Genomic DNA, 16,356 nt, shown 5'->3' on the forward strand with positions numbered 1-16,356 from the left:
ATAAACACATCAAACAGAGATTGTTTAGACATGACTGAAGATACATCTGTAGCTCCCTGGTTTCGGCAGCCCTGGTTCTGGTTTCTGACCATATTCCCGATTGCAGCCATTTTTTCGGGCACGACCATACTGATAATTGGCTCCAGTGTTGATCGTTCAATGGTGACTGACGACTACTCGAAAGAGGGGCGAGGCATCAACATGGCAATTGCCAGGGACCAGAAGGCCCTGGACCTGGGCATCAAAGGCGGTCTGTCGATAGATGGCCGCAACGCCAGTCTGACCCTGAATAAAGCCGAAGGGCCAGCGGATTATCCCTATCTGATCATGAGTTTTTACCATCCGACCAAGGCAGATAGAGATCGCATCGTGCAGTTTCGCCGGGTCTCTGATGGCGAGTACACCGGTTCCATGGCTGGCAATATGGATGGCCGCTGGTACTACGACATTCAAGGCCCGGATAATGACTGGCGCGTGAAGGGCGAGGTCTGGCTCCCGGTCGAGAATACTCACGCAGTTAAAGCGACGAACCCTACCCAGGGGTGAACCACCTGAACTGTTTCCATTGCGGCGAGCCAGCGGACGGTAACCCGCCGATCATTCTGGAACTGGACGGCACAGACCGGCATTTCTGCTGCCAGGGCTGCAAGGCTGTCTGCGAGACTATTCGAAGCGAGGGTCTGACCGGCTTTTACGACTTCCGCACCGAACCTGCCATAACCCCCAGGCAGCTGACTCGCTCCGAGCTCTCCCGCATCAAGGAACTGGACCACCCTCTGGTTCAGCAATCCTTTGTCGCGCCTGTAAAAGGCGGTCAGGAAGCGCAACTATTGATTGGCGGCATCACCTGTGCAGCCTGTATCTGGCTGCTGGAAAACCATCTTAAAAGGCAGCCAGGAGTAATTTCGTTTTCGGTCAATCACACCACCCAACGGGCACGACTGGTGTGGGCGCAGGACCAGGTCCGACTGAGCGAACTGCTGGTAGCCATCTATGAACTGGGCTATAACGCCCGCCCCTACCAGGCTGACGAAGCCGAACAGGCACTGAAAGCGGAACACCGCAGCATGCTGATCCGGTTGGTGGTAGCTGGCGCTGGCTCGTTCCAGACCATGATGCTGGCCTTTCCTCTATATTTTGAGCTGATCAGCGAGCTGTCACCGGAGTTTGTCAGCTTCTTCCGCTGGTTCAGCCTGTTGGTGGCCACACCGGTGGTTCTCTACAGTGCCCGACCGTTTTTCGAGAATGCCAGGCGTGACCTTGCCTCACGTCACCTCACCATGGACGTTCCGGTTGCCATCGCCATCGGTCTGGCCTTCGGCGCCAGCGCCTGGGTAACCGCTTTTGGCGGCGAAGAGGTGTATTTCGAATCGGTCTGCATGTTCACCTTTTTCCTGCTTCTCGGGCGCTACGTGGAAGTTCAGGCCAGATACCGTGCTGGTCTGACCGGTAGTGCGCTGGCAGGTTTCCAGCCGACGATCGCTGCCATGGTCCGCAATGGCGAAACCGACATCGTACCGGCTCATCAGGTTCGCCCCGGCGATATAATCCGGGTGCGACCGGGCGAAACGCTGCCCATCGACGGCGAGATCGTCAGCGGCGAATCAACTTTGAACGAAGCCGCCCTGACCGGTGAATATCTGCCTGAATCCCGTGGTCCGGGTGATACCGTGCACGCCGGCAGTATCAATGGCGAAAACCCGCTCGACATCCGGGTAGTCAAAGCCGGAGCGGAAACTCGACTGTCCGGTATTCTTCGGATACTGGACCGGGTTCAGTCAGAAAAACCGCCGGTTGCGCGCATGGCGGACCGTATCGCCGGCAAGTTTGTCGGCCGGGTTCTCATCCTGGCACCCATCGTGTGGATTGGTTGGGCACTTGCAGGAGCCGACAACGCGTTTGACATCACCCTATCCGTGCTTGTCGTCACTTGCCCTTGCGCGTTGTCTCTGGCGACGCCAACCGCCATTACTGCCGCTTCCATGCGCTTGCGTAAACTCGGTTTTCTGCCAACTCGCGGACATACGCTGGAATCCCTGAACAGCATAGACACCGTGGTGTTCGATAAAACCGGTACCCTGACCCGTGGCGAATTGACGCTCACCGGAACCCGAATTTTCGGTGCCATGGGCGAAGCCCAGGCCCTGCGCCTGGCGGCGGGACTGGAAAAGCACTCTGAGCACCCGATCGCCAGGGTGTTTCACGAACGGTCCTCGGTTTCAGTGGATGCCGTCACCAACCACCTGGGCGGAGGGCTGTCTGGCCAGTTCAACGGACAGCCGGTGTTCATCGGCCACAAAGCCTTTGTTGCGGAACATTCAAACGCCCCTTCACCGGAAGCCGAAACCGCCACCGGCATGGAAATCTGGCTCGCTACTAACGATCAGTGGTTGGCCAGTTTCCAGCTGGATGACCAGATCCGTGCAGATGCTGCTCAGGCCATTCAGGCACTCAACAACGCCGGCATTCAGACCCTGCTTCTCAGCGGCGACCGATCCGGTCATGTTCAGCAGGTTGCCCGCACGCTGGGCATTGAAAAAGCCATTGGCGAAGCCTCGCCAGAGCAGAAACTGGAAGTGCTTGAACAGTTGAAGGCTGAAGGCCACAAGGTCATGATGGTGGGTGACGGCCTGAATGATTTACCTTCCATGGCGGGTGCCGGTATCTCGGTGGCCATGGGTGCCGCTGCGGACCTGACCCAGCTCAAGGCCGATGCGGTGCTGCTGAACGGTCAGCTGATGCAGCTGATGGAAGCCGTCAAGGCCAGCCAGCAAACCCGGAAAGTCATTCGTCAGAACATGATCTGGGCCTTTGGCTATAACCTGGCCGCCCTGCCCCTTGCGGCAGCCGGCCTGGTACCACCCTGGCTTGCTGCTATTGGCATGTCGCTCAGCTCACTGGTGGTGGTTCTTAACGCTCTGCGCCTGGGTTCATCCTCACGGCAAAGTCCGACCACGGATCAGCTTGGTTCTCAAGCTGTCGCTTGATACCGTAAAGTTCTATTGTTTTGTAAGGAGCACAACGTGCAAATAGTCATGTTCCTGGTGCCGCTGATGCTAATGTTACTGGTTGTGGGGCTGGTCCTGTTTTCCTGGGCGGTCAAAAACGGTCAGTACGACGATCTCGAAGGCCCTGGCCACCGCATTCTTTACGATGACGACAAGGATATGATTCCTGAAGAGTCTCGCCAGCCGGAGTCAGACGACACCACCGAAGAAAAGATCGGCCGAAGCACCGACCCGGAAAATAAAGCCTGAATGCCAGCAGAACTCTACATCAGTTACTCCAGCGCCTTCCTGATCGGGTTGCTGGGCAGCGCCCACTGCCTTGGAATGTGCGGGGGCATCAGCGCCTCGCTGTCGATGGCACTGCCGGTCGGCAAAGGCTTTCGCTTTCGGCAGTCACTGATGCTGCTGGCCTTCAATTTGGGGCGAGTTGGCAGTTACGCACTGATTGCTGCGATGATTGCCATCCTGAGTACCAGCATGGCGAGCCAGGGCCGATGGGCCGCCATGCTGTTGATGACACTGGCAGGGGTGCTACTGATTTTCATGGGACTGTCCATGGGCCAGTGGTGGCAAGGAATCCGCGTTGTGGAAAAACTAGGAGCGCCAGTGTGGCGGTTGCTGTCGCCGCTGACCAAACGCTTCATCCCGGTGAACAGCCCGGGGCAAGCCCTGGCTTTGGGGGCACTGTGGGGCTGGTTACCCTGCGGACTGGTGTACAGCACACTAGGCTGGGCGGCACTGCAGCCGACCGTACCCGCGGCCGCTCTGACGATGTTTTTCTTCGGCCTCGGTACTTTGCCGTCCATGCTGGCGACCGGGTACGCCGCTAACTGGATTCGCAATCTTCAGGGCAACCGGGGATTCCGGAAAATCAGCGGCGCCCTGCTGATCCTGTTTGGCTTATGGACCCTGCCCCTGCAGGCGCTGATCCACTGATCCTGAGATCAGAGGTTCAGGACATCGAGCCGGCCAAAATCCGGTTCCGGACTGGCTGTCTGCACCGCCTGGCGCTTACCACCCAGCCGCTCACCTTCCCGGAAATCATACAGATTCGGGTCAGCCAGATGCGACGGTTCGACATTGCAGATCGCCCGGAACATGGTTTCCAGCCGGCCCGGGTGCTGCTTGTCCCAACCCTTGAACATGTCCTTGATCACCTGGCGCTGGAGATTCTCCTGAGACCCGCACAGGTTGCAGGGAATAATCGGGAATTCCCGAAGCGCAGCATAGCGGGCAATATCTTTCTCGCGAGCGTACGCCAGAGGCCTAATCACGGTGTTGCGACCATCGTCACTGTGTAGAACCGGCGGCATTGTCTTTAGTTTGCCGCCGTAAAACATGTTCAGAAACAGGGTTTCAAGCAAATCGTCCCGGTGATGACCCAGGGCAATCTTGGTGACACCGTGCTCTTCGGCAAAATTGTAAAGAATTCCCCGCCGTAACCGTGAACACAGCCCACAAGTGGTCTTCCCTTCCGGCACCTTTTCCTTAACAATGCTGTAGGTGTCCTTCTCGATGATGTGATATTCGATACCGAGAGCCTTCAGGTATTCCGGAAGAATTTCCTCAGGAAAACCAGGCTGTTTCTGGTCAAGGTTGACGGCAATCAGCTCGAAAGAGACCGGGGCGCTTTTCTGCAGGTTCAGCAGGATATCCAGCATGGCGTAGGAATCCTTGCCACCGGACAGGCAGCACATCACCTTGTCACCGGCCTCGATCATTGAGAAATCGGCAATCGCCTGACCGACATCACGGCGCAAGCGCTTTTGCAGCTTGTTCAGTTCCAGTTTCTGGCGACGGTCCTGCTCTGAGGCAGGTAGCTGTTCGGGATTGGCGGTCATTGCTTGGGACATACTCTTGCACGTGCACAGGATAGGTGAGCGGGCAATTATACGCGTCACACAGTTTCAGGGACAGGACAGCAACATGGATATGTTGAGTTTACGAGAAGATGTCAGCGGAAAACGGGCACTGAACCGGATTCGCAATCGCAACGCCATACTGACCGCCGCGCGGGAGTGCTTCCGCGAAAACGGCTACGACAACTCCACCATCCGCGACATTGTTCGCAGGACCGGCCTGGCCGCCGGCACCTTCTACAACTATTTTTCCAGCAAACAGGACATCTTTGCCGCCCTGCTTGCCGACTTCCTCACGCACCTTAATCACAACATGAGCCGGCACCGACGCACCGCCAGCTCCACCCGCGACTTCATCCACCATGCCTACCTGGCGCTTTACACGGCCACCGCCCGAGACCCGGTGATCTATGAACTGGCTCATCAGAATCAGCGCGCCCTGCGCAACCTGTTCGGCTCCGACATTCTGGGCCTGGCCATGTTGTCACTGGAGGAAGATGTCCACGACGGCATCGCCCGGGGACTGCTCCCGGACCTGGACCCGGAGTACCTGTGTGCGGCATTTTTCGGCGTTGCCTATGACATCAGCATGTCGGTCGCCAGGCGCGTACATCAGCACCCCGAGCAGGGGCAGCGCGAAGCGGAAAAGGCCGCCCGCTTCTCGACCACCTTGTTTCTGGGCGGGCTGCCAGCGCTGGCAGAACTTTCAAGCCAACGCTGACTCGCTTACCATGGTGCTATGACGACACCCCCGAAAGAAACAAACCCGAAACCGGGCCCGGTCTCGGCTGACCACGAGAATGCTTGGCTTAACCAGCACATCCAGCACTTGCTGGTGGCCGTTGAGCATGAACTGAGGATTGCCGGGCCGAAAGGGCTGAGTGAGCTTGAGCTGATCAAATCACTGCAGAAAGAGCCCTGGGAGCTGATTGGAGCGGTTAACTTCCACACACCTGACCAACTCTATCCGGTGCATTTTCTGCTGTTTCACGTGCTCTACACGCTACGAGACCAGCTCGCTACATCCGGAGAGGCGCTGTCCATTTCGCCGTTACGGATGATCATCAGTCCCCAACCAACCGTTGCCTGCAATGGCTTGCCGGGGGCAGAGGACAAACTCCGGGCCTTCTATCTGGACCTGTCTCAATATCACCTGTCAGACGCCGCCATCCAACGAATGATGGACGATTTCTGGAACGGGCAAACTCGATCAAGACCGCCCTTGCCGGTCGTTTCAGAGGCCGCAATGGCTCTCGGTTTCCCGGTATTGCCGGAACAGTTTGCGCCGGTCAAACAACAGTTCCGAAAACGGGTAATGCAAGCACACCCGGATCGCGGCGGCGACACTGAAACCATTCAGAAACTTAACGAGGCCTTTTCGGTCTTGAAAGCACACTACGCATAATTCACTTCATTACTGATATGCAGGACCCAAGACGACCATGATCGCAATGAAACGACTAAAGCTCCTGACCATGATCACTGCCCTCTTGATGGTGGCTACCACCGCTACCAAAGCTGACCTCGTGATTTTGCAATACCATCATGTGGATGACAGCACCCCGGCGGCAACCAGCACCTCGCGGTCCCTGTTCGAAGCACAATTGCAGATGATCAAGGACCTGGAATTGGAGGTTGTTCCGCTGTTGGCGGGCACCAGACAGGCCCTGGCGGGCGAGCTCGAGAACTCAAGCCAGATTGCCATTACCTTCGACGATGCCTACGAATCGGTCTACAGCGCCGCGGCGCCTGCTCTTGAGCGCTTCGGCATGCCCTACACCATTTTTGTCAACACCGACGCCATCGGCTCGCGTGGCTATATGACCTGGGACGAGCTCCGGGAACTTGGCCAGCACGAAAGTGTCACCATCGCCAACCACAGCACCGACCATGACCATATGGCGCGCAGAACCGGCGAACCGGCAGAGCACTGGCAAACCCGGGTGAACCGCAGTCTTGATGAGGCCCAGAAGGTACTGAGTGACCGCCTTGGGATCGAAGAGCCCATGTTTGCCTATCCGTACGGTGAATTCGACGAAGCGCTGGAGGCCAAACTGGCTGACCGGGGATGGTACGGCTATGGCCAGCAATCCGGAGCGGTCGGCCGCTGGTCTCACGATACCCGGCTGCCCAGATTCCCGATGGCCAACGCGTACGGCCAACTCGGAACCCTGAAAGACAAGTTGCTGAGCAAAGCCTTCCCGGTACCTGTGAAAGATCTGCCAGACGGCATTCTGGCCAGTAACCCACCAGCGCTGAGCTTTCCACTGGGCGAACAGCTGGACGCCAATCGGCTCACCTGTTTTGCCTCCGGTCAGGGTCGTATCAACTTTACGGTAACCGGAGATACCGTGCATGTGCAGGCACCCAAGGCCTCGCAAAGTCGTCGCTTCCGCTACAACTGCACGCATCCGGCTGGCCAGGGCAGTTTCTACTGGCTGTCTCAGCAATGGCTGGACCGCGACAAGCCGGAAGACTGAGCTCGCTAGTCTTCGAAGGTAGCGATACCCAATTCCCCAAACCGGACGTGTGGTATCGTCTTGGGGCCATGCCGGGTTTCAATAACCGTCTGGCCTTGCAGATCCTGCGCCTTGGTAAAGACGATCAACCAGCGTTCGCCTTGGCCGGGAAATACCGGCACCCAGGCTTCAAGGTAGCCGCGTTGGCGCCAGGTTTCCGGGGTGTAATCCAGCACCAGATCGGTGACCAGCCGGACAGGCCTTAAATCCTCATCCAGAAACGCGAGGGACGGCACAACAAGGCCATTGTGGGCATAGGAACGCAGGCGAGCGACGAACGCCGGGGCCGAGACATCGGCTGGCAGGGCAATCAACTGGAACGGCGAGCGCCCCGAACTGAAGTCATGCTCTGAGGATTCCTGTTCCAGCCTGACGGCAAATTCCCGTCCTTCCTGCCACGGCTGGGACGATCTTCCTGCGAGCTGCTCACAGCAGCTGCGACTGAATGCGGTGAACTCGTCTTCCGGTTCCTGATCGATACCCAATACCGCAAAGGCATCCGGATCGTAGCCTTCTACCGGCTCGGTGTAGTGGCTTTCCGTGCGGTGATAGACACTCGCTGGCGTCAATTCCACGGGGGCGGCAATCAAACCTTTTTCCACATCCGTTCGGGCATCGGGTGTGTAATAACTGACGCGAACGTTGCCATCGGCATCGCGCCAGGTGAAGTACGGCTGACGCTGTCCGGGGCGGACATTTCCAGCCTTGGCGAGTTTGTCGCCGTCCGGGAAGTTGTCCAGAGTGTATTCAGTTTCTTCTTCAAGAGACTGTGTCGGGGCCGCTCCAGACTCGGCATGGCCATCCGCCCGGGATCGTGCCGCCTCACGTTCTGATTCCGGAATTCGCGTATATTGAACCCGACCCTGCTCATCCACCCAGGAAAAGTAACCCTCCCGTTCGCCGACCGGAGCGCTCGCCGACTGGCAACCCGCCAGCAGCAACGCTGCAAACAAAGGGCCCGCCAGGTATCTCAGTTCACTGGTTGTCATGAGCGTGTCCAGCCAACGTGGTTCAGAACTTCTTTCGGAAGCTTAACCCGGCCATGACGACCCGCAGTGAGGTTTTGATATCAAGACCGGCATAAGGGTTATAGATGATGTTGGTGATGTTGTCACAGTTCACGTTACAGCTGGTATCGGCCGGAATGGTTTCTATCGAGTGCAGATACGACAGGTTCATGTCGATCTCCGTGTTTTTATCCCACTTATACCCCATACCGACACTATAGAGGTTGGCGCCACCGAAGGGTGCCATGATCGAACGCTGGTCATCGGGAATGACCGAGTCCCGGATCTCCACGCCGGCCCGCAAATCCAGCCGGGACGAGGCGTGAAACTCCATACCAAACGCCCAGTTCCATTGACTCTTGAAGCCCAGGGGCAATCGAAGAGTGTTGGGCGTTGCGTTGTCTGGTGACAGAATGCGCGCGGCGTTAAGGAATTCCAGATTACGGTCGAAGCGGAATACAAAGGCATCCCACTGGGCGTAGTCGGTCCAGCCTATATCGGCATTCAGAGTCAGCTTGGGGTGCACATCCACACTGACACCGGTTTGAAAGTGTTGCGGGTAAACCAGATCCATACTGACGTTACCCGCCTCTCGGGGCGCGCCGGATGGCAGGCTCAGAATCGCCGAGGTAATGGCGCCGAGTACCGAGCCGTTCACGCTCTGCCAGAAGCCGGACCAATCGTCGGTGTACTGAATCTCGAAGGTACCCTTGAGATTCATATCAGCCTCGGAGGTGTAGCTTGCGCCCCAGCTGAACCAGTCCGTCGGCTCCCAGAGCACACCCAGCGAATAGGTTGGCGAGATGGTTTCCTGCACGTTGATGCTGAGCGCCCCTATGTCGTCCCAGGGCCCGACGTTGCCGCCACACAGGGCAAGCCAGGGTTGCAGCGGCTCGTCACCGCTCTCACAGTTGAAGGCATCCTGCAGCACCTCGGCCACCCCCAGCAGCATGTTGGGAGCGCGCATATACTGATCCGCCGCGATACCCATGTGCGACAGATGAATACCAGCCCCCACCGACCACTCATCGTTGATCTCATAGCCCACTGACGGCGACAGATAAGTGGTTCGCTGCAAGGCCGTGGCCTGTGGCTGATAGCGACCGGGGTCGTTTTTCTCACGATAAAAGCCTGCCGCCAGCGGCAGATAGAAGGCGTTGGCAAAGGTCAGTTTTGACCCCGGCCGATTGATACTGATGCCTGCAGACGGGGCCACCGCGGGCCCGGGGGGCGCTTTCAGAATGCCATACCCAGGCAAATACAACGCGACGTTGTTGGTATGGCTGTGGGTATTGGCTACCGGATCACGCTGCTTGCCGGTGTTAGGGTCGATCTCCAGGCCGTCGATACCGAAAATCTCGTAGCCATCCGGCGCGATAAAATCAGCATCTACGTCCAGATAGATACTCAGCAGGTTCACTTCAAACTGTCGATCTTTCAGCTTGGTCAGGCCTGCCGGGTTATAGTGAACTGCCATTATGCCCGGGGGGTCCGCCGTCACCGCGTTACCCAGTGCCAGCGCCTTCGGGTGAATTGTCAGGTTCTGGGCGAGCTGGGCCTGAGCACCGCACGACACGGTCGCAGCGATAATGGCTCCCAGAATCTGCCGTTTTGGGCTGAAATGTGCCATGACGTCCTTCCCTTCCCTTAAATCGTCTGCGGCTTCAATCACTCTTTGAGGCCGGAGAAATTAATGGGCAGGGATATACCCAGAGAGAAATCCGGGGCATCTTCGGTCAGACCGATACCCAGACTGGTATTCACAATGGTGGTATCGCTCACCCGGGTACCCAGAGACATGCTCAAAAAACCGGTCATCTGATCCTTGGCAACCGCCTGATCGCCATTGCGGAAGGTGAGCACGGTTTCATCGCTGTAACTAAGCTGGGCAGAGATACTGAGCGAGATGTCGTAGGACAGCGAATAGGCAAAACCCGCTGAACCGGACAGGCTGAAGCCTGGCTCGACCTTGTTCAGCAAGCGGGCACCACGTACCTGTTGCAGGTCGTCTTCAGTCAGGTTGTAGGTGGCGCTCACAGAGCCGAACACCACCACCGGATCCAACACCTTGGACATGCTGAGCCCGCCACCCAGAGAGTAGTAGCCACTCCCTGTAGACAACTGTTCCTTGATGTCGATCTCATAGGGACTGACACCGGTCTTGGAGCTGAAAGTGCTGAAGAACGTTGTGGAGACCTTACCCGGCACATACGCAAACGGTTGCCAGCGACCAGTGAAGGAAATATCTCCAAAGTCATACGCTGAAAGATCGTCTTCGGTGTCGTACTTCACTACCAGCGGGATGCGGGTGCCGACCGTCAGGTTATCCAGCAAGCCGTAATCGTACGAAAAGGCATTGGTGAAGTTATGGGTTGCCGACGGCACCACATCCAGGTTTCTTACGGAGCCATTGGTGATGGCCAGGTCCAGGCGCTGGTCAGCGGTGTAGGAGTAATCGAATGAATAATTCAGGGAGTGGGAGCCCTTTCTCTGCAGCGAATAGTTTTTCTCCGCAGCCTGGAACACCTCCTCCAGCTGCCTGGTGGCATCCTCATCCCCTTCCTGCCGGGACAGCGCCTCGCGCGCCTGGTCCACATTGCCTTCCTGCGCCAGCGCCATGCCCGGAAGCAGGCCGGCAGCGGAAACAAGGATAAAGCCTCGCACAAACCAACGATTCATCCTGACTCCCTACTCTTATTAGTTTTATTCCTGATCCGGGTTATGCACCCGAAAAATTAGTTACGACGGTAGTACAGCTGTTTGCGGGTATTCTCTACGCTACCGTCCGGATTATTTTTCTGACGTTCGAGCACATTCTGGATGCGCCTTTCTGTGGATTCGTGAAACACCGGCATTTTTTGCAAGGCAAGCAGTGTCATGGTCTGGTCATCCACCAACCGCAGGTCTTCTTCTTTGAGTTCGAGGTTATCCAGAGGCTTGTCGCTACCCGGGAAAACGATAAACAAGACGTTGTCGTCCCACTTCTCCTTGAACTGCGCGAGGGTAAAGGAGATGTTGCCAACCGCGGGATCCGCCAGGTACACGCGGCCATCACGAATGGTTCTGAGCACCACGAAGTGCTTGAAGCCGGCATGATCAATCGGAACAATGGCGGGGTGATCGAGCTCCATAAGGTCGTCGATCTTTGCCCGAAAGCCCCCCGAGGGGTAACCAAGCGCTGTCACCAGGCGCTTCATGTCGAGCATGGAAAACGCCCGCCGCTCGACAATGCGCTCGCTCTCGCCGTAATGAAGCAACCCTTCCATCACCTGCCGTTCGGACAGGTTTCGGCCCAGATAAAAATTCAGAACGGTGGTCAGCGCAGCGCTCCCGCAACTGTAGTCGTAGGCCTGACGAACAATGTTCCGGAATTTTTGCTCCACCAGGGGTTCCACACGGATATCGGAGCGGAGATGGACCGGAGAGGGATCCACGTTTTGCTGAATAACGATGGTCCCTCGATCAAATGGCTCGACCTCGGTTGCTTCCTGCACCATGGCGAACGTGAGAATGGATCCAGCCAACACCAGCAGCATTTTGGAAAGTCCCTGTTTTTATTAGGCGTGCAACTTATCGGGTTACATGTTGTTACGGTAAGATACCGAAATCATGATGGGCTTAAAGATAACTGTGCCTCAAATCTGTCGCTGCAGAGGGGGCCTTGAAGGGGCGGTTTGAGAACTGGTTCATGCCCCGGGCGAGGCAATAAACTAGACGGGCTCCGGATCGGTGTCCGGAGCCCATCAATCGAGAAAGAATCAGAGCGTGAAAACGACGCCCAGCAGAACGTAGCTGATCAGGGTGACGACAATCACGCCGATCAGATTCAGTGCAAAACCGGCACGAATCATATCTGAAATCTTCATATGACCGCTTGAGAAGACAATGGCGTTCGGAGGCGTGGCGACGGGCATCATGAACGCACAACTGGCCGCGATCGCCGCCGGCACCGTCAACAACAGTGGCGATACCCCCTGAGACATTGCCAACGCACCCAGCAGCGGTAAAAACGCCGCGGCGGTTGCGGTGTTGCTGGTCACCTCGGTCAGGAAGATGATCACCGTTGCCACCAACGCTATCATCACCAGGGTTGGCAATACCCCGGCAACACCCAGGCTTGCCGCTATCCACTCGGCCAGCCCGGAGCTGCTGATCACGCCGGCCATGGCCAGCCCGCCGCCAAACAGCAACAACACGCCCCAAGGCAGCTTGTTCGCAGACTCCCAATCCAGAACAAAGATTCGCTCTTTGGTGTTGACCGGAATGATGAACATCGCGATTGCCGCCGCGATGGCAATACCGGTATCACTGAGCCAGGGCATCAGGTTGACGGACAACAGTGGGCGGAAGATCCAGGCACTAGCGGTGGTTAAAAACACCAGCGCAACCAGCTTTTCGCCCCGGCTCATGGAGCCCAGTTTGGCCAGTTCCTCACGAATCATCTCACCACTGTCTGCGGATCCACCAACACCGAAGTCTTTCCGGGTCAGCCACCACCATGCCAGCACCAACATGACCACCGACACCGGCACGCCCAGCAGCATCCACTGAGCAAAGCCAACGGCGATGCCCTGATTCTCGCTGAGATAGGCCGCCAGCAGCGCATTGGGCGGCGTTCCGATCAGGGTCGCAATGCCGCCGATACTGGCGGAATAGGCAATGGCCAACAGCAGCGCGGTGGCATAACGACGGACGCCATCAGGATTCGAGGCATCCATCATCGCCACCACCGACAAACCAATCGGCAGCATCATGATAGCGGTGGCGGTGTTACTGACCCACATGCTGAGAAACGCCGTTGCCAGCATAAAACCGCCGATCTGACGCTTCGGTTGATCGCCGACTGCTCTGAGCGTCATCAAGGCTATCCGACGGTGCAGGTTCCAGCGCTGCATGGCCAAACCGAGCGTAAAACCACCCAGAAACAAAAAGATTATCGGGTTGGCGTAGGGCGAGGTGGCCTGGCCAATGGTGCCCAGGCCCAGGGCAGGCACCAACACAATCGGCAGCAGGGCCGTCGCAGGAATGGGAATAGCCTCGGTCGACCACCAGGTGGCCATCAACATCATCAGGCCCAGCGCCGCCCAGGCTTCCTGGCCCATGGTTTCAGGCGCCGGTACAATCCAGGTGACCAGCAAAAAAAAGGCCCCGAGAATCAGGCCAATAACCTGACTTCTAGGCAATCCCTGCTTATTGTGTTCTGCGGCCGGCTGATCGGTCATGTGATACCACTCTGGCTGGTTTTAGGAGGGTCGGTGTGCTCAGTCACCGGCGCAATTTACACAAACCGTGGTATATGGCAATACCTGCAAACGTCGTGGGTCGATCTCTTCGCCACAACGCTCGCACTCTCCCCCCAAGCCAGTGTTGATGCGCTCCAGTGCATGGGCTATCTGAACCAGTTCATTTCGGGCCTCCTGTTCCAGCGAATCCACCACTTCATCGTTTTGTGTCTGCGTCGCCTGCTCTTCAGAATCTTTGTCGAGCGCCCCGGTTTCGCGGCGCTGGTGGGCGTGATAACGGGCCAGTCTGGCCTCAAGATCCGCTTGCAAGGTTTCCAGTTCAGACATGCGATTGTTCATGATGTTCTCCCTTCGTGTTATTGATCAACATTACCCTAGAGAATATGCTGAAGTAGCGTTTGACGCCTGTCAAAATCTTGTCATTCGTCATGAGGTAGACTAAATATTCAGTCATCCCCCTTACAAAGGAGTTGTAACCAATGAACACTGATATGTTCGAAAAAGCCAACCGTCTGAATGAAACTCTGTTCACCCAGTTCAGCAAAGCCACCGAGATGCAAATGGAGGCCTTCCGCCGCTATGCGGACGTTGCCATGGAGCAGGCCCGTAAGGTATCCGAAGTCCGTGATCTGGACGGGCTGAAACAGGTAACTTCCGAGCAGGCAGAAACGCTGAAATCGCTTAGCGAGCAGTTCACCAGTGACTGGAAAGCGTGGCAGGGCTATCTGAACGAGACCCGAGAGCAGGTGCAGCAAGTCTTTGCCGCCGACGCCGACGCCGAACCCGCCAAAGAAAAGGCCCCGGCCAGTAAAGGTACCGGTAACAAAACCACAGCCTGATCTGGTCAATGCTAGCCTGGTCGGAACAGCACCGCTGTTCCGACCGTTTTTACTTTTCGGCAGGAGTATGCAATGTTCGGTCTGGATTTCATCAGCAAAACCGCTAATCAACTGGTCAAGACCTTTGAGGGCAACTTTCGGCAAAGTCAGCAACAGGTGGAGAAGTTACTCGGCGATACCGGAATGATCGACGATGCCAAACTCTCAACCTTGAGCGAGGCCTCCGATGCCTACCGCACCATGGCTGAAGATCTTCTGCTGCACCCTTTACGATTCGCCAGTGCCGAAATCGATCTGGCCAAAAAACACCTTAGCCTGGCCCGTTACACACTGGCCAAGCTGACTGGTAAGCAGCCAGAACCCGTGACATTGCCAGACCCCGACGACCGCCGCTTCCTGGCCGAAGACTGGCAAAAACACCTGCCGTTTGACGTACTTCAACAGGCGTACCTGATCAATTCCAAAGCATTCCTGAATTGGGTTGAGAACATGGAAGCACTGCCCGGCCCGAGCCGCAATCAGATGCTGTTCTACGCTCGTCAACTGACCAGTGCCCTGTCGCCATCCAATTACCCTCTGTCGAACCCCGAAGTTCTGCGCATTACCTGGGAGCGCAAGGGGATGAATCTGGTCGATGGCGCCCGCAATCTGGTTGAAGATATCCGCCAGAACCCGAACCTGTTCAACGTCGGCATGACCGACCGCTCAGCCTTTGAGGTCGGCGGCAACCTGGCTACCACACCGGGCAAAGTGGTGTTCCAGAATGAGCTGATGCAGCTAATCCAGTATTCGCCCACCACCAAAACCGTGGCCAAGCGCCCGCTGCTGATTGTTCCGCCCTGGATCAACAAATTCTACATACTGGACCTGAGCGAAAAGAATTCCTTTCTCCGCTGGCTGGTCAGTCAGGGGCAAACGGTGTTCGTGGTTTCCTGGCGCAATCCCGGGCCAATGCAGAAAGACAAAGGCTGGGACGATTACATGGCGCTGGGCCCTCTGGCTGCCATTGAGGCGGTGAAAGACGCTACTGGCGAGGAACAGATGAACGCCATTGGCTACTGCATTGGTGGCACACTGCTGGGCTCCACCATGGCCTGGCTGGAGAAGAAAAAGCTCAAGCCGATCATCAGCACGACCTACCTGACCACCTTGCTGGATTTCTCCGACCCCGGTGGCATTGGCGTGTTCATCACTGATCATTCCATTCGCGGCATCGAGCGGGCCATGAACCGAAAGGGTTATCTGGACGGCCGCGCCATGGCTTTCACTTTCAATCTGCTGCGTGAAAATGACCTGTTCTGGTCTTACTGGACCAACAACTACCTCAAAGGTCTGAAACCCGCCGCCTTTGATTTGCTGTACTGGAATACCGACGGCACCAACCTTCCCGCTCGCATGCACAGTTACTATCTGAGAGAGATGTATCTGCACAACCGACTGGTTGAGCCGAATACGCTGACCATGGCGGGAGAAACCATTAACCTGTCCGAAATTCAGGTACCTTCTTTCTTCCTTTCCGCCCGTCAGGACCACATTGCCAAGTGGAAGACCACCTACGAAGGCGCGAAAGTGTACGGAGGTGACGTGACATTCGTCCTGTCTGGCTCCGGGCATATCGCCGGTGTGATCAACCCACCCTACAAAGAGAAGTATGGTTACTGGACCAACAACTCGGTGAGCGAAAATCCTGACGACTGGTTCGAAGGGGCTGAACATCACCCCGGTTCCTGGTGGCCGCACTGGAAAGAATGGATCCAGGCTTATGAGGGCGAGCAGGTACCTGCCCGGAAGCCCGGAGATGGCAAACTCCCGATCATCGAAGATGCACCGGGTAGCTACGTGAAGGTCAAAGCCGCCGAGGCCGGGCGTGACTAGTCTTTC

16 protein-coding genes are annotated in these 16,356 nt (G+C 56.9%); 9 read left to right on the plus strand and 7 right to left on the minus strand.

What is annotated here, in order from left to right; translation table 11 throughout:
• The first annotated feature begins 30 nt into the window (after positions 1-30).
• Genes C7H08_RS16070 through C7H08_RS16085 form a run of 4 tightly spaced genes read left to right on the plus strand, consistent with a single transcriptional unit; the run spans position 31 to position 3,944 of the window.
• Positions 31-546, plus strand: coding sequence for a FixH family protein (locus C7H08_RS16070; protein WP_106673238.1), 516 nt, complete (start codon positions 31-33; stop codon positions 544-546).
• Complete coding sequence (locus tag C7H08_RS16075; protein ID WP_106673239.1) at positions 543-2,987, plus strand: heavy metal translocating P-type ATPase; 2,445 nt, start codon at positions 543-545, stop codon at positions 2,985-2,987. Before C7H08_RS16070 ends, C7H08_RS16075 begins: the two co-directional genes overlap by 4 nt.
• A gap of 36 nt (positions 2,988-3,023) precedes the next feature.
• Positions 3,024-3,257, plus strand: coding sequence for a cbb3-type cytochrome oxidase assembly protein CcoS (ccoS, locus tag C7H08_RS16080; RefSeq protein ID WP_106673240.1), 234 nt, complete (start codon positions 3,024-3,026; stop codon positions 3,255-3,257).
• Complete coding sequence (locus tag C7H08_RS16085; RefSeq protein WP_106673241.1) at positions 3,258-3,944, plus strand: sulfite exporter TauE/SafE family protein; 687 nt, start codon at positions 3,258-3,260, stop codon at positions 3,942-3,944.
• Positions 3,945-3,952: 8 nt separating this feature from the next.
• On the opposite strand, the gene ttcA is transcribed toward C7H08_RS16085, so the two are convergent.
• Positions 3,953-4,861 (minus strand): tRNA 2-thiocytidine(32) synthetase TtcA, encoded by a 909-nt coding sequence (gene ttcA, locus C7H08_RS16090; protein WP_106673242.1) that lies wholly within the window; start codon positions 4,859-4,861, stop codon positions 3,953-3,955.
• 73 nt (positions 4,862-4,934) lie between these two features.
• On the opposite strand from ttcA, the gene C7H08_RS16095 reads away from it, so the two are divergent.
• From C7H08_RS16095 to C7H08_RS16105, 3 genes are read left to right on the plus strand one after another with little or no spacing between them, the layout of a single operon-like run.
• A complete protein-coding gene (locus C7H08_RS16095) occupies positions 4,935-5,588 on the plus strand; it encodes a TetR/AcrR family transcriptional regulator (protein WP_106673243.1) in 654 nt (217 codons plus the stop codon).
• 18 nt (positions 5,589-5,606) lie between these two features.
• Complete coding sequence (locus C7H08_RS16100; protein WP_106673244.1) at positions 5,607-6,272, plus strand: DNA-J related domain-containing protein; 666 nt, start codon at positions 5,607-5,609, stop codon at positions 6,270-6,272.
• 46 nt (positions 6,273-6,318) lie between these two features.
• Positions 6,319-7,347 (plus strand): polysaccharide deacetylase family protein, encoded by a 1,029-nt coding sequence (locus tag C7H08_RS16105; protein WP_188445276.1) that lies wholly within the window; start codon positions 6,319-6,321, stop codon positions 7,345-7,347.
• A gap of 5 nt (positions 7,348-7,352) precedes the next feature.
• Here the strand turns inward: C7H08_RS16105 and C7H08_RS16110 are convergent, their stop codons facing one another.
• From C7H08_RS16110 to C7H08_RS16135, 6 genes are all read right to left on the minus strand, one after another.
• Positions 7,353-8,375, minus strand: coding sequence for a MalM family protein (locus C7H08_RS16110; RefSeq protein ID WP_106673246.1), 1,023 nt, complete (start codon positions 8,373-8,375; stop codon positions 7,353-7,355).
• 22 nt (positions 8,376-8,397) lie between these two features.
• Positions 8,398-10,023 (minus strand): OmpP1/FadL family transporter, encoded by a 1,626-nt coding sequence (locus tag C7H08_RS16115; RefSeq protein WP_106673247.1) that lies wholly within the window; start codon positions 10,021-10,023, stop codon positions 8,398-8,400.
• Between the two features lie 38 nt (positions 10,024-10,061).
• Positions 10,062-11,072 (minus strand): flagellar protein FilC, encoded by a 1,011-nt coding sequence (locus tag C7H08_RS16120; RefSeq protein WP_106673248.1) that lies wholly within the window; start codon positions 11,070-11,072, stop codon positions 10,062-10,064.
• Positions 11,073-11,128: 56 nt separating this feature from the next.
• A complete protein-coding gene (locus tag C7H08_RS16125; RefSeq protein ID WP_106673249.1) occupies positions 11,129-11,929 on the minus strand; it encodes a C39 family peptidase in 801 nt (266 codons plus the stop codon).
• Between the two features lie 222 nt (positions 11,930-12,151).
• The gene (locus tag C7H08_RS16130) at positions 12,152-13,615 is read right to left on the minus strand and encodes an SLC13 family permease (RefSeq protein WP_106673250.1); all 1,464 of its coding nucleotides are present in this window, start codon (positions 13,613-13,615) and stop codon (positions 12,152-12,154) included.
• Between the two features lie 39 nt (positions 13,616-13,654).
• Complete coding sequence (locus C7H08_RS16135; protein ID WP_106673251.1) at positions 13,655-13,975, minus strand: TraR/DksA family transcriptional regulator; 321 nt, start codon at positions 13,973-13,975, stop codon at positions 13,655-13,657.
• A 140-nt stretch (positions 13,976-14,115) separates the two neighbouring features.
• Here C7H08_RS16135 and C7H08_RS16140 point away from each other — a divergent pair, with 140 nt between their 5' ends.
• Both C7H08_RS16140 and C7H08_RS16145 read left to right on the plus strand, forming a co-directional pair.
• Positions 14,116-14,475, plus strand: coding sequence for a phasin family protein (locus tag C7H08_RS16140; protein WP_106673252.1), 360 nt, complete (start codon positions 14,116-14,118; stop codon positions 14,473-14,475).
• 72 nt (positions 14,476-14,547) lie between these two features.
• Entirely contained in the window at positions 14,548-16,350 is a 1,803-nt protein-coding gene (locus C7H08_RS16145; protein ID WP_106673253.1) for a PHA/PHB synthase family protein, read from the plus strand.
• Positions 16,351-16,356: the final 6 nt, after the last annotated feature.

The sequence above is a fragment of the Marinobacter halophilus genome (assembly GCF_003007685.1).
Classification (GTDB): domain Bacteria; phylum Pseudomonadota; class Gammaproteobacteria; order Pseudomonadales; family Oleiphilaceae; genus Marinobacter; species Marinobacter halophilus.